At 63.5% G+C, this 13,023-nt stretch carries 11 protein-coding genes; 7 read left to right on the top strand and 4 right to left on the bottom strand.

The features are described 5' to 3' along the window. The first annotated feature begins 37 nt into the window (after window positions 1-37). Window positions 38-1,645 (top strand): RNA repair transcriptional activator RtcR, encoded by a 1,608-nt coding sequence (rtcR, locus tag EFR00_RS08385; RefSeq protein ID WP_077989567.1) that lies wholly within the window; start codon window positions 38-40, stop codon window positions 1,643-1,645. 59 nt (window positions 1,646-1,704) lie between these two features. Here the strand turns inward: rtcR and EFR00_RS08380 are convergent, their stop codons facing one another. From EFR00_RS08380 to EFR00_RS08365, 4 genes are read right to left on the bottom strand one after another with little or no spacing between them, the layout of a single operon-like run. Beyond that, window positions 1,705-2,250 carry a sarcosine oxidase subunit gamma family protein gene (locus tag EFR00_RS08380; protein ID WP_077989568.1) on the bottom strand — a complete coding sequence of 182 codons (546 nt, stop codon included), beginning with the start codon at window positions 2,248-2,250 and terminating at the stop codon, window positions 1,705-1,707. Then, window positions 2,243-5,197 carry a sarcosine oxidase subunit alpha family protein gene (locus EFR00_RS08375; RefSeq protein ID WP_077989569.1) on the bottom strand — a complete coding sequence of 985 codons (2,955 nt, stop codon included), beginning with the start codon at window positions 5,195-5,197 and terminating at the stop codon, window positions 2,243-2,245. The genes EFR00_RS08380 and EFR00_RS08375 overlap by 8 nt, the downstream gene beginning before the upstream one ends. Then, window positions 5,194-5,475 (bottom strand): sarcosine oxidase subunit delta, encoded by a 282-nt coding sequence (locus EFR00_RS08370; RefSeq protein ID WP_009991812.1) that lies wholly within the window; start codon window positions 5,473-5,475, stop codon window positions 5,194-5,196. Before EFR00_RS08370 ends, EFR00_RS08375 begins: the two co-directional genes overlap by 4 nt. A gap of 12 nt (window positions 5,476-5,487) precedes the next feature. Then, window positions 5,488-6,738, bottom strand: a complete 1,251-nt coding sequence (locus tag EFR00_RS08365) for a sarcosine oxidase subunit beta family protein (RefSeq protein WP_077989570.1) — start codon at window positions 6,736-6,738, stop codon at window positions 5,488-5,490. A gap of 87 nt (window positions 6,739-6,825) precedes the next feature. Between EFR00_RS08365 and EFR00_RS08360 the strand changes: the two genes are divergently transcribed. The 6 genes from EFR00_RS08360 (at window position 6,826) to glnT (ending at window position 13,006) form a co-directional block, all read left to right on the top strand. After that, window positions 6,826-7,785 carry a GlxA family transcriptional regulator gene (locus tag EFR00_RS08360; protein ID WP_077989571.1) on the top strand — a complete coding sequence of 320 codons (960 nt, stop codon included), beginning with the start codon at window positions 6,826-6,828 and terminating at the stop codon, window positions 7,783-7,785. A gap of 73 nt (window positions 7,786-7,858) precedes the next feature. Next, window positions 7,859-8,536, top strand: coding sequence for a helix-turn-helix domain-containing protein (locus EFR00_RS08355; RefSeq protein ID WP_077989572.1), 678 nt, complete (start codon window positions 7,859-7,861; stop codon window positions 8,534-8,536). A gap of 90 nt (window positions 8,537-8,626) precedes the next feature. Beyond that, window positions 8,627-9,532: a class II glutamine amidotransferase gene (locus EFR00_RS08350; protein WP_077989573.1), complete on the top strand. Its 906-nt coding sequence runs from the start codon at window positions 8,627-8,629 to the stop codon at window positions 9,530-9,532. A 57-nt stretch (window positions 9,533-9,589) separates the two neighbouring features. Then, window positions 9,590-10,276: a GltB/FmdC/FwdC-like GXGXG domain-containing protein gene (locus EFR00_RS08345; protein WP_077989574.1), complete on the top strand. Its 687-nt coding sequence runs from the start codon at window positions 9,590-9,592 to the stop codon at window positions 10,274-10,276. A 14-nt stretch (window positions 10,277-10,290) separates the two neighbouring features. Further along, window positions 10,291-11,619, top strand: coding sequence for an FMN-binding glutamate synthase family protein (locus EFR00_RS08340; protein WP_077989575.1), 1,329 nt, complete (start codon window positions 10,291-10,293; stop codon window positions 11,617-11,619). A gap of 79 nt (window positions 11,620-11,698) precedes the next feature. Continuing rightward, on the top strand, window positions 11,699-13,006 hold the full coding sequence (glnT, locus tag EFR00_RS08335) for a type III glutamate--ammonia ligase (RefSeq protein WP_077989576.1): 1,308 nt from the start codon (window positions 11,699-11,701) through the stop codon (window positions 13,004-13,006). The last annotated feature ends 17 nt before the right edge of the window (window positions 13,007-13,023 follow it).

The raw sequence follows: 13,023 nt of genomic DNA, 5'->3' as shown, positions 1-13,023 counted from the left end.
ATCGTAAGCTATATAGCTTTATAATTTTGGATAAGTCATGAAGCGCCGCGTCGCCATCAGCATATTGGGAACCACCCTGGACGCAGGGAAATGGGAAAATCGCTGGAGCCGCTGGCGGCCCAATGTCGCGCTCTGCCAGCAACCGGGCCTGTTCATCGACCGGTTGGAGCTGATCCTCGACAACCACTCGCAAGCTCTCTGTCACCGCATCGTTGCCGACATCGAAACCGTGGCGCCGGCAACGGAGGTGCGGAGCAATATCATCAACTTCCGGGATCCCTGGGATTTTTCGGAGGTCTACACGCACCTTCGGGACTTTGCCCGCAACTACAACTTCGACCCCGAAACGGAAGACTATCTCGTCAACATCACCACCGGCACCCATGTCGCGCAAATCTGCTGGTTCCTGCTGACCGAAGCCCGCATCATTCCCGGCCAGCTGCTGCAGCTCTCGCCGCCGCGCGACCGCGAGCCGGAGCAGGATTTCGCCTGCACGCATCGGATCATCGACCTCGACCTGTCCCGCTATGACGAGATCGCCAAGCGCTTCGCCTCCGAGCGCGAAGACGCCGCCTCCTTCCTGAAATCGGGGATTTCGACCCGCAGCGCCGCCTTCAACAGAATGATCGACGAGATCGAGAGGGTGGTGATCCGCTCGACCGCGCCCGTTCTCCTGACGGGACCGACCGGTGCCGGCAAGTCGCAACTTGCCCGCAGGATTTACGAGCTGAAGAAGAGCCAGCGCAAGGTCAGCGGTCCGTTCATCGAGGTCAACTGCGCGACCCTGCGCGGCGACCAAGCCATGTCCACCCTGTTCGGCCATGTGAAAGGCGCCTTTACCGGCGCTGCCGGCGAGCGTGCCGGTTTGCTCAAATCCGCCGACAAAGGCGTGCTGTTCCTCGACGAGATCGGCGAACTCGGCCTTGACGAACAGGCCATGTGCCTGCGCGCGATCGAGGAAAAGAAGTTCCTGCCCGTGGGCGCTGATCGGGAGGCGTCCGCGGACTTCCAGCTGCTTGCCGGCACCAACCGCGATCTTGGCGAGGATGTCCGCAAAGGCAGGTTCCGCGAAGATCTCTATGCCCGCCTGAACCTCTGGACATTCCAACTGCCGGCCCTGCGCGAGCGCAAGGAGGACATAGAACCCAATCTCGACTTCGAGCTCCGGCGCTATCTGGAACGAGAAGGCGAAAATGTTACGTTCAACAAGGAAGCACGCGAACGCTACCTGACTTTCGCAACCGGCCCGCAAGCCCTCTGGAGTGCCAACTTTCGCGACCTGTCGGCTTCGGTGACCCGCATGGCGACCCTCGCGCCGCATGGACGCATCACGACCGACGTCGTCGATGATGAAGTCCGACGGTTGAATGCGTTCTGGCGCAGTTCGAGTGAGGACGGCAGGGTGGATCTGATCATTGAAGAAGTGCTCGGTGCAGACGCTGCTACTCGCCTCGATCGCTTTGACGCAGCCCAGCTTGCCACCGTTCTTCATACGTGCCGTCAACACGCCACGGCAAGTGCTGCGGGCAGGGCCTTGTTTGCGATCTCGCGAACGGAGAAAAAGAGCAGCAACGACGCCGATCGCCTGAGTAAGTATCTCGCGCGCTTCAGTCTCAGATTCGAGGACATCAGGAAAACGGGATAAAGGCTATGTGCTGCGCGTGAACGACTTTCGCTGATAGGACAAACCCATGGCGGTAGCCTTTACACGCTATCCTTTTCGGCGCTCGCCGCCATATGCCTGAGTTCGTCCCACAGGCTTTCGGCGAAGCTGCGCAGGACCGTCAGTTCGAAACTGTCATCGCCAGTTCGGACGATCTGCACGGAGATATGGCCGATCATCGTCATCGCCGAACCGCCTTCCGGAAAGACGGCGGGATCGAGATCGACGGCTGTGCCTTTTGACAGAAGCAGCCGCGAGGATCGGCCGGAAATGCCGATGCGGACGCGTCCATGGCTCTGGTCCATGACGACGGCTTTCCCGGCAAGCGCTGCCGCTAGGGCTTCGAGAGCGGCTGAGGAAAGCGGCTCGTCGCCGGCGACGAACCATTGGCGGAAGCCGGCCTTGCGGATCGAACTGTTCGCGAGGCCGGCTTTGACCAGCTCGGCGGCCAGTGCCGCCGGTTCGATCGCGCCGAGCACGTGCAGCAGATGGCCTTCCTGCAGGGCTTCCAGCCGGATGGCGGCCGCTGTCATGCCGTTATATCTAGCGCCGGCGAGAACCGGTCTGTGCTGGGGAAGATCAGGCATGGAGCTTCTCGTTTTCGGGATCGATGAAGACGGGATGGCAGAGCACCGCCTCGGTGAATTCATTGTGCAGCCCGTTCCAGACCGTCACCTTCTCACCGAGACGCTCCGGCCCGCGCCGGACGAGCGCCAGACCGATCTTATGGCCGAGCGTCGGCGAAAAGGCGCTTGAGGTGACATAGCCCTGATCGTTTTCGAGCGTCGCCGCCGCACCCTCGGCAAGGATATGCGAGCCGGTGCGGAAGCCGCTGGCCGGGTTCAGCGGCTTGACGCCGACGAGGCGCGGCCGATCTGGATCCTGCAGGCCTTCGCGGGCGAGCATCGCCTTGCCGATGAAATCCGGCTTGGTCGATGACACCATGCGGCCGAAACCGAGATCGCCTGGGGTGACCGTGCCGTTGATCTCGGCGTGGGTGACATGGCCCTTCTCGATGCGCAGGACGCCGAGCGCTTCGGCGCCGTAGGCGCAGATGCCGTGTTTTTCGCCTGATGCCATGATGGCGTCGGCAACGCTTTCGCCATAGCCGGCCGGCACTGCCAGCTCGTAGGCGCGTTCGCCGGAGAAGGAGATGCGGAACAGCCGGCCTTCGAGACGGCCGCCGAATAGCGAAACCTTGCGGGCGCTCATGAAAGGGAAGGCGGCATCGGAGATATCCTCGTCGACGATTTCGGCAAGGATGGCGCGGGACTTCGGCCCGGCCACGGCCATCTGCGCCCATTGATCGGTCGAGGAGGCGAAGCAGACGTCGAGCTCCGGCCAGAGTGTCTGGGCGCAGAATTCGAGATGGGTCAGCACGCCGGCGGCAAGCGCCGTCGTCGTCGTCATGAAGAAGTGCTCGTCGCTGAAGCGGCTGGTGGTGCCGTCGTCATAGATGAAGCCGTCCTCACGCAGCATGATGCCGTAACGCGCCTTGCCGACGGCAAGCTTGGCGAAGCCGTTGCAATAGATCCGGTCGAGGAAGGTCGCGGCATCGCGGCCGAAGATTTCGATCTTGCCGAGCGTCGAGACGTCGCAGAGGCCGGCATTCCTACGGATATTCAGCACCTCGCGGTCGACGCTGTCGCGCCACGTCGTCTCGCCGGCGCGCGGAAACCAGGAGGAACGGTACCACAAGCCGGTTTCGACGAAGACCGCGCCGTTCTTTTTCGCCCAGCCATGCAGCGGTGATTTGCGCGCCGGCTGGAAATCTTTGCCGCGCGACGCCCCCGTCAGAGCGCCGAAAGAGACCGGCGTATAGAAAGGCCGGAAGGTCGTCGTTCCCACTTCGGCCGGCGACACGCCGCGCGCCTCGGCCAGAATGCCGATGGCGTTGATGTTGGAAAGCTTGCCCTGGTCGGTCGCCATGCCTGATGTCGTATAACGCTTGGCAAGCTCGACATGGCCGTAACCTTCGCGCACTGCGAGGCCGAGATCCCTAAGATGCACGTCGTTCTGATAGTCGACGAAAGCCTTGCCCTTCGAGCCCTTGACGGACCAAAGCGGTTTTGCGCCCTGCGTGGCCTCCGGTGTAGCCGCAAAGGCCGGTTCCATCGCGGCAAAGCCGATCGCCTGCAAAGCGGCCGCCGCCTTTGCCGCGCCGTCGCCGAGGCATGCCGCGATTTCCTGGAGGCCAGCCGCCGAACCGGCAACGGCAAGCCCCTCTTGCGCGGCCGGCGCCAGAAACGCCGCGGCCTCGTCCGACCACTGCGGCTTGCCGCCGCGATGGCAGGCAAGATGGATGATCGGGCTCCAGCCGCCCGACATGGCAAGTGCATCGGCTTCGATGCGGCGGGTGCCGCTTGCGGTTTCGACGCTGACGCCGTTGAGGCGCTTGCCGCCGAGTGCATCGATCACCCGGGCGCCCCTCAGCACTTCGGCGCGGCCCTGCCAGCTCTTGCCCCCATACGCGCGGCTGTCGACGATCGCCGCGACAGCGAGGCCGGCGGCCTCGATATCGGCGGCGATGCGGTAACCGGCATCGTTGGTGGTGAAGATGACAGTGCTTTTGCCCGGCGACACCGCCTGCCGGTTGAGATAGCTGCGCATGGCGCCTGCCATCATCACGCCTGGTATATCGTTGCCGCCGAAGACCAGCGGCCGCTCCTCGGCGCCTGTCGCCAGAATCGCCTGGCGGGCGACGATGCGCCACAAGCGTTCAACTGGGCGGTCCGGATCGGGCAGCGCCACATGCTTCTGCACGCGCTCGACGGCGCCGAAAACATTGTCGTCGTACCAGCCGAAGACGGTCATGCGCGGCAGGCAGCGCACGTTTTCCAGCCCTTCGAGTTCGGCCAGCATCTCGGCGAGAAGAGCGTCCGCCGGCCTGTCCTCGACGAGGCCGCTCTCGGAAAGCAGGCTGCCGCCAAGCTCGAAGCCTTCGTCGGCCAGAATGACGCGGGCGCCGGCGCGGCCGGCGGTCAGTGCTGCGGCAAGACCGGCAGGGCCCGCGCCTATCACCAGCAAATCGCAATGCGCCCAGCATTTCTCATAGGTGTCGGGATCGGCCTCGTAGGAGGCTCTGCCGAGGCCCGCTGCCTTGCGGATCACCGGCTCGTAGAGCTTTTCCCAGAGCGCTGCCGGCCACATGAAGGTCTTGTAGTAGAAACCGGCGCTGAGGAAAGGCGAGAGCAGGCCGTTGACCGCGCCGATATCGAAGCCGAGCGAGGGCCAGCGGTTCTGGCTCCTGGCTGTCAGCCCCTCGTAGAGCTCGATCATCGTCGCGCGCGTATTCGGTTCGGTGCGCCCGCCGCTGCCTGTCGTCACCAGCGCGTTCGGTTCGGCAGCACCCGCCGTCAGGATGCCGCGCGGTCGGTGATATTTGAAACTGCGGCCGACGAGCTGGACGCCGTTGGCAAGCAGCGCCGAGGCGAGCGTATCACCCGGATAGCCTTCCAGCGCCTTGCCGTCGAAGCTGAAACCGAGGGTCTTGGCGCGGTCGATGCGGCCGCCCGAGGAAAGACGGAAGCTCATGCCGGTTCTCCGCCGAGCTTCGCAAGGGCGGCGTCTTTGACGCCATGGACCGCATGGGTGGCGGTATCGCGTTCGACGATCAGCCAGCGGCGGCATCCGGAGGAATGGTGCCAGTATTCGCTGTGGCGGCCGCGCGGATTGCCGCGCAGATAGACATAGTCGAACCAGGCCTCCGCGCCGGCGTCCGGCGCTGGCCTGATAAGGCCGGCATCGCCGCGGATCGAGAATTCCTCCTTTGGCCGGGCGCCGCAATGGGGACAGGAAATCAGGCTCGCCATGGTCAAATGTCCTCAGTGCAGATTGGGCTGGGCGCCGACGCCCTTTTCGTCGATCGGATAGCCGCGTGCGAAACGGTCGAGCCGGAAGGCGCGGGCCGTCTGGTGCGGCGTGTTGCGGGCGATCAGATGGGCGTAGCAGAAGCCGGAGGCGGGCGTCGCCTTGAAGCCGCCGTAACACCAGCCGGCGTTGAGATAGAGATTGTCGATGTGGGTGCGGTCGATGATCGGCGAGCCGTCCATGCTCATATCCATCACCCCGCCCCAGGAACGGAGGAAACGCACCCGCGACAGCGACGGGATCATCGCCACGCCGGCTTCGGCGACATGTTCGACCGTCGCCAGGTTGCCGCGCTGGGCATAGGAATTATAGCCGTCGATATCGCCGCCGAAGACGAGGCCGCCCTTGTCCGACTGAGAGACGTAGAAATGTCCGGCGCCGAAGGTGACGACATTGTCGATGAAGGGTTTCAGCCCCTCGGAGACGAAGGCCTGCAGCACGTGGCTTTCGATCGGCAGGCGAAGACCGGCCATTTCGGCGACCGTGGTGGAATTGCCGGCCGCCGCCAGCGCCAGTTTGCCGCAGCCGATGAAGCCCCTACTGGTCTCGACGCCGGTCACCTCACCGTTTTCTGTGCGGATGCCGGTCACTTCGCACTGGGTGATGATGTCGACGCCGCGGCTGTCTGCGCCGCGCGCATAACCCCAGGCGACCGCATCGTGGCGCACCGTGCCGCCGCGCGGATGGAACAGGCCCCCCATGATGGGGAAACGCGCATTGTCGAAATCGAGGAAGGGCAATTTCCAGCGCACCGCCTGCCGGTCGAGAAGCTCGGCATCGACGCCGTGCAGCCGCATGGCGTTGCCGCGGCGCGTATAGGCATCGCGCTGCGCATCGGAGTGAAAGAGGTTGAGCACGCCGCGCTGCGAGACCATGGCGTTGAAGTTGAAGTCCTGCTCCAGGCCTTCCCAGAGCTTCATCGACAGCTCGTAGAAGGGATTGTTGCCGGGCAGCAGGTAGTTCGAGCGGATGATCGTCGTGTTCCGGCCGATATTGCCGGAGCCGAGATAACCCTTTTCGAGAACGGCGACATTGGTGATGCCGAACTCCTTGGCGAGATAATAGGCAGTGGCAAGTCCGTGGCCGCCGCCGCCGACGATGACGACATCATAATGCGGCTTCGGCGCGGGGTCGCGCCAGGCAGGCGCCCAGCCTTTGTTGCCGCGAAGGCCGTTCAGGAAAATCGACAGAGCGGAGTAGCGCATGGGTCAATCCGAATAGAACGGCCGCATGATGCCAGAAAGATCGCCGCTGACTTGCGCAATTAGGACACTAATGAATATAAAAGGGACATGTCCTCGCCCGATACCAGAAATGTCCAGGAGATCGGCCTTATCCTGATCCCGGGATTCGCGCTGATGTCCTACGCTTCGGCGACAGAGCCGTTGCGGGCGGCAAATCTTCTGGCCGGCCGCGATATCTATCGCCTGTCGATCTTCTCGCCGGACGGCGCGCCGGTGCTCTCCTCCTCGGGCGTGCCTGTGCCGGCCGAACCTCTTCCCGCCAGGGGCTCCGATCTCGGAATGGCCTTCGTCTGCGCCGGCGGCTCGCCGCGGGACTGGCGTTATCCCGGCGTCCTTGCCTGCCTGCGGCAGCTGGCGCGCGAAGGTGTGAGGATCGGCGGCATTTCAGGCGGTCCCTACCTGATGGCCGCCGCCGGACTGCTCGCCGGCCGTGACTTCACCATCCACTGGGAACATGCTGCGGCGCTTCTCGAAGCCTTTCCGGATCTTTCGCCGCGCCAAGCGCGCTTCATGATCGACGGCAACCGGATCACCTGCGGCGGTGGCATTGCACCGCTCGACATGATGCATGTGCTGATCGCCGAGCGGATGGGGCCGGATTTCGCCCGCCGCGTCAGCGATTGGTATCTTCACACCGAGGTCAACGAACCCGCCGCACCCCAGCGCGCCTCGCTGACCGAACGTTACGGCGTCCATCATCCCGGCCTGCTCAGCGTTCTCGAACGGATGGAGGAGACGATCGAGATGCCGCTCGACCGCGCCGCCATGGCGCGCATCGCCGGTGTTTCCGCCCGTCATCTCGACCGGCTGTTCTCGGCCCATCTCGGTACCACTTTCCTTGATCAGTACCATCGCATCCGGCTTCAGCATGCCCATCGCTTGCTGAAACAGAGCCCGCTTTCCGTCTCGGAGATTGCGGTCGCCACCGGCTTTTCCAGTCTCAGCCATTTTTCCCGGATGTTCCGCGCCCTCTATGGCATGGCGCCGCGGCAGGCGAGGCGGGATTAGCTTTCTCCACGGTTGAGGAAGTTTCACCAGGGCGATAGGTTGCCATCGGGAAAAACCAGGCGGCGGGACATTCATGAAAACCAAGCGTGAAACGGCAGAGCAAGCGGAACATGGCGCACGCGCGCCCTTTTCCCAGGACCCGCACGCCGTTCGGGAACCGAAGGAAAACAACCTTGAAATGGCGATCGGCCATGAGGTGCGTGCCTATCGCAAGAAACTCGGCATCACGGTCACCGATCTCGCGGCCGCCACCGGCATTTCGCTCGGCATGCTGTCGAAGATCGAGAACGGCAACATCTCGCCATCGCTGACGACGCTGCAATCGCTGTCGCGGGCGCTCGGCGTGCCGCTGACCGCTTTCTTCAGACGCTACGAGGAACCGCGCAATGCCGTCTTCGTCAAGGCGGGAGAGGGCGTCGAGCTCGAACGGCGCGGCACGCGCGCCGGCCACCAGTATAATCTGCTCGGCCATATCGACAACAATTCGAGCGGCGTCATCGTCGAGCCCTATCTCATCACGCTGACGGCCGATTCCGACATCTTCCCGACCTTCCAGCACGAGGGCATGGAGTTTCTCTACATGCTCGAAGGCGAGGTGGTCTATCGCCACGGCGACCAGCTTTTCCAGATGCAGCCGGGCGACAGCCTGTTCTTCGATGCCGATGCGCCGCATGGGCCGGAGCAACTGGTGAAACTGCCGAGCCGGTATCTCTCGATCATCAGCTATCCCCAACAAGTCTCCAGAGGCTGATATTGCCTTAAAAGAAAAATTTATTCCTCCCAGTTGAAGCCTGCAAACAGAGCTGTTACTCCTTTCGCAACATGAACGGAGGCACGCGCTATGTGCGGCATTGTTGGACTGTTCCTCAAGGACAAGAGCCTTGAACCCCAGCTGGGAAATCTGCTCTCGGATATGCTGATCACCATGACGGATCGCGGCCCGGATTCCGCCGGCATCGCGATCTATGGCGGAACGGCTGAGGGCAAAGCGAAAATCACCATTCAGTCCGCCAATCCGGGCGCGGACTTCGAAGGCCTTGCCGGCGACCTCGATAAGGCCGGCATTAGAGCCGAGGTCTCGGTCAAGAGCACGCATGCGGTCATCGAGCTCGCAGCCTCGAAGCTCGGCGCCGTGCGCAAGGCGCTTGAAGAAATCCGCCCGGCGGTCCGTCTGATGGGATCGGGGGAGAGCGTCGAAATCTACAAGGAAATCGGTCTTCCCAAAGACGTCGTGGCGCGCTTCGGCGTGCGTGCGATGAGCGGCACCCACGGCATCGGCCATACCCGCATGGCGACGGAATCCGCCGTCACCACGCTCGGCGCCCATCCGTTCTCGACCGGCGCCGACCAGTGCCTCGTGCACAACGGCTCGCTGTCCAACCACAACAATCTGCGCCGCGAACTGATCCGCGAAGGCATGACTTTCGAAACGCAGAACGATTCCGAAGTCGCCGCCGCCTATCTGACGGCCGAGATGGCCAAGGGCAAGGATCTCGGCCAGGCGCTGACCGGTGCACTCGACGATCTCGACGGCTTCTTCACCTTCGTCGTCGGCACCAAGTCCGGCTTCGGCGTGGTGCGCGATCCGATCGCCTGCAAGCCCGCCGTCATGGCCGAGACTGAGCAATATGTCGCCTTCGGTTCGGAATACCGCGCGCTGGTCAACCTTCCCGGCATCGAGAATGCCCGCGTCTGGGAGCCGGAGCCGGCAACCGTTTACTTCTGGGATCACGACAAGGCCGCCTGAGGGGCGCCTGAAAGCAGGAGCCGGCCGAGACCGTCTCCCCCGACCAATGAGGACCCAATGCCCACATTCGATCTTTCCAACACCCCTCTTCGCGAGCTGAACAGCGCGCTGCACGCCCTTTCCAAGGGCGCCAACGACACCGAATTCGAAGTCCTCAACCCGCGCGGCAGCCATGCCGTCGCCGTCGGCATCGACAGCCCCGTCACGGTCGCCGTCAGAGGCTCGGTCGGTTATTATTGCGCCGGCATGAATGACGGCGGCAGGGTGACGGTTCACGGGTCCGCCGGCCCGGGCGTTGCCGAAAACATGATGTCCGGCACCGTCGTCATCGAAGGTGACGCCAGCCAGTATGCCGGCGCCACCGGACAGGGCGGCCTGCTCGTCATCAAGGGCAATGCGGCCTCGCGCTGCGGCATTTCGATGAAGGGCATCGACATCGTCGTGCATGGCAGCATCGGCCACATGTCGGCCTTCATGGGCCAGTCCGGCCATCTCGTCGTGCTCGGCGACGCCGGCGATGCGCTGGGGGATTCGCTCTACGAAGCCAAGCTTTTCGTCCGCGGCGCGGTCAAGAGCCTCGGCGCCGACTGCATCGAGAAAGAGATGCGGCCGGAGCATCTCGAAAAACTTGCCGAGCTGCTCGAGCGCGCGGGCGTCACCGGCGTCAGGCCCGAGGAGTTCAAGCGCTACGGCTCGGCCCGCAAGCTCTACAATTTCAACATCGACAACGCCGACGCGTATTGAGGCGAGGGACATCCATGAGCTATCACAACCCCTATACCCCGCCCCGCAAGTCCGCGACTTTCGACGACTATACGCTCGCCGAAATCCGCCGCGCGGCGGCGACCGGCATCTATGACATCCGCGGTGCCGGCACCAAGCGCAAGGTTCCGCATTTCGACGATCTCTTGTTTCTCGGCGCCTCGATCTCGCGCTACCCGCTCGAAGGCTATCGCGAGAAATGCGACACGACGGTGGTGCTCGGCTCGCGTTTCGCCAAGAATCCGATCACGCTGAAGACGCCGATCACCATTGCCGGCATGAGCTTCGGCGCGCTGTCCGGCAATGCCAAGGAAGCGCTCGGCCGCGGCGCGACGATCGCAGGCACCTCGACCACAACGGGCGACGGCGGCATGACCGATGAGGAGCGCGGCCATTCGCAGACGCTGGTCTACCAGTATCTGCCCTCGCGCTACGGCATGAATCCGAGGGATCTGCGCCGCGCCGACGCGATCGAAGTCGTGGTCGGCCAGGGGGCCAAGCCCGGCGGCGGCGGCATGCTGCTCGGCCAGAAAATCTCCGACCGCGTCGCCAATATGCGCAATCTGCCGAAGGGCATCGACCAGCGCTCGGCCTGCCGCCATCCGGATTGGACCGGCCCCGACGATCTGGAAATCAAGATCATGGAGCTGCGCGAGATCACCGATTGGGAAAAGCCGATCTACGTCAAGATCGGCGGCGCGCGCCCCTATTACGACACCGCCCTTGCCGTGAAGGCCGGTGCCGACGTCGTCGTGCTCGACGGCATGCAGGGCGGCACGGCGGCGACACAGGACGTCTTCATCGAGAATGTCGGCATGCCGACGCTTGCCTGCATTCGCCCGGCTGTTCAGGCGCTGCAGGAGCTCGGCATGCATCGGAAGGTGCAGCTCATCGTTTCCGGCGGCATCCGCTCAGGCGCCGACGTCGCCAAGGCGCTGGCGCTCGGCGCCGATGCGGTGGCGATCGGCACGGCCGCACTCGTCGCCATCGGCGACAACGATCCGCACTGGGAAGAGGAATATCAGAAGCTCGGCACGACGGCCGGCGCCTATGACGATTGGCATGAAGGCAAGGATCCGGCCGGCATCACCACCCAGGACCCGGAGCTGGCAAAACGCCTCGACCCGGTTGCGGCCGGCCGCCGCCTTGCCAACTACCTCAAGGTCATGACGCTGGAGGCCCAGACGATCGCGCGCGCCTGCGGCAAGAACCACCTGCACAACCTGGAGCCGGAAGACCTCGTCGCACTGACGATCGAGGCGGCGGCCATGGCGCAGGTGCCGCTCGCCGGCACCAACTGGATCCCCGGCAAGACCGGCTTTTAAGAATGCCCGGCCGGGCGCGTTTGGGAGGACGCGGCCGGCTTCTTCATCAAGTGTCTAAGATCAACATAAGGGGACAAACGTGACACTGGACCTCTCGCAATACGCCTCCGAGAGAGGCATCAAATATTTCATGATCAGCTATACGGACCTGTTCGGCGGCCAACGCGCCAAGCTGGTCCCGGCCGAAGCCATCGCCGATATGCAGAAGGATGGCGCAGGCTTTGCCGGCTTCGCCACCTGGCTCGATCTGACGCCCGCCCATCCCGACCTTTTTGCCGTTCCCGACGCCTCCTCCGTCATCCAGCTGCCCTGGAAGAAAGACGTCGCATGGGTCGCAGCCGACTGCGTCATGGACGACCGGCCTGTCGAGCAGGCGCCACGCGTCGTGCTGAAAAAGCTGGTCGCCGAGGCTGCGGAAGAGGGGCTCCGGGTGAAAACCGGTGTCGAACCCGAATTCTTTCTGATTTCCCCTGATGGCTCGGTGATTTCAGACCAGTTCGATACCGCCGAAAAGCCCTGCTACGATCAGCAGGCCGTGATGCGCCGCTATGACGTCATCGCCGAAATTTGCGATTACATGCTCGAACTCGGCTGGAAGCCCTATCAGAACGACCACGAGGATGCGAACGGCCAGTTCGAGATGAACTGGGAATATGACGACGTTCTGAAGACGGCGGACAGGCACTCCTTCTTCAAGTTCATGGTCAAGTCGGTCGCCGAGAAGCACGGGCTTCGCGCCACCTTCATGCCGAAGCCCTTCAAGGGCCTGACCGGAAACGGCTGCCATGCCCATATTTCGGTCTGGGACATCGACGGCAAGGTCAACGCCTTCGCCGACAAGGAAATGGCGTTCGGTCTCTCCGCGCAGGGCAAGACCTTCCTCGGCGGCATCATGAAACATGCCTCGGCGCTTGCCGCCATCACCAATCCGACGGTCAATTCCTACAAGCGCATCAATGCGCCGCGTACGACATCGGGCGCCACCTGGTCGCCGAACACGGTGACCTGGACCGGCAACAACCGCACCCACATGGTGCGCGTGCCCGGGCCGGGGCGCTTCGAACTGCGCCTGCCGGACGGGGCAGTCAACCCGTATCTCCTGCAGGCGATCATCATCGCCGCCGGCCTCGACGGCATCCGCAGCCGGGCAGATCCCGGTCCGCACCACGATATCGACATGTATGCCGAGGGGCATCTGGTGAAGGACGCGCCGCGGCTGCCGCTCAACCTGCTCGACGCGCTGCGCGCCTATGATGCCGACGAGGGCCTGAAGGCGGCGATCGGATCGGAATTTTCCGCCGCCTACCTAAAGCTTAAACATCGCGAATGGAACGCCTATTGCTCACATTTTACCCAGTGGGAACGCGACAGCACGCTCGACATCTGAAGGGCGACCGATTTCCT

Source organism: Rhizobium sophoriradicis (assembly GCF_003939025.1).
Taxonomy (GTDB): domain Bacteria; phylum Pseudomonadota; class Alphaproteobacteria; order Rhizobiales; family Rhizobiaceae; genus Rhizobium; species Rhizobium sophoriradicis.
The sequence above is the reverse complement of the archived record's forward strand: the minus strand, read 5'-3'. Positions and strand labels throughout refer to the sequence as shown.

What these genes read in the sequence shown, in the direction of transcription:
- rtcR (WP_077989567.1), top strand. Translation starts at nt 38, where the DNA reads ATGAAGCGCCGCGTCGCCATCAGCATATTGGGAACCACCCTGGACGCA.
- EFR00_RS08380 (WP_077989568.1), bottom strand. Translation starts at nt 2,250, where the DNA reads ATGCCTGATCTTCCCCAGCACAGACCGGTTCTCGCCGGCGCTAGATAT.
- EFR00_RS08375 (WP_077989569.1), bottom strand. Translation starts at nt 5,197, where the DNA reads ATGAGCTTCCGTCTTTCCTCGGGCGGCCGCATCGACCGCGCCAAGACC.
- EFR00_RS08370 (WP_009991812.1), bottom strand. Translation starts at nt 5,475, where the DNA reads ATGGCGAGCCTGATTTCCTGTCCCCATTGCGGCGCCCGGCCAAAGGAG.
- EFR00_RS08365 (WP_077989570.1), bottom strand. Translation starts at nt 6,738, where the DNA reads ATGCGCTACTCCGCTCTGTCGATTTTCCTGAACGGCCTTCGCGGCAAC.
- EFR00_RS08360 (WP_077989571.1), top strand. Translation starts at nt 6,826, where the DNA reads ATGTCCTCGCCCGATACCAGAAATGTCCAGGAGATCGGCCTTATCCTG.
- EFR00_RS08355 (WP_077989572.1), top strand. Translation starts at nt 7,859, where the DNA reads ATGAAAACCAAGCGTGAAACGGCAGAGCAAGCGGAACATGGCGCACGC.
- EFR00_RS08350 (WP_077989573.1), top strand. Translation starts at nt 8,627, where the DNA reads ATGTGCGGCATTGTTGGACTGTTCCTCAAGGACAAGAGCCTTGAACCC.
- EFR00_RS08345 (WP_077989574.1), top strand. Translation starts at nt 9,590, where the DNA reads ATGCCCACATTCGATCTTTCCAACACCCCTCTTCGCGAGCTGAACAGC.
- EFR00_RS08340 (WP_077989575.1), top strand. Translation starts at nt 10,291, where the DNA reads ATGAGCTATCACAACCCCTATACCCCGCCCCGCAAGTCCGCGACTTTC.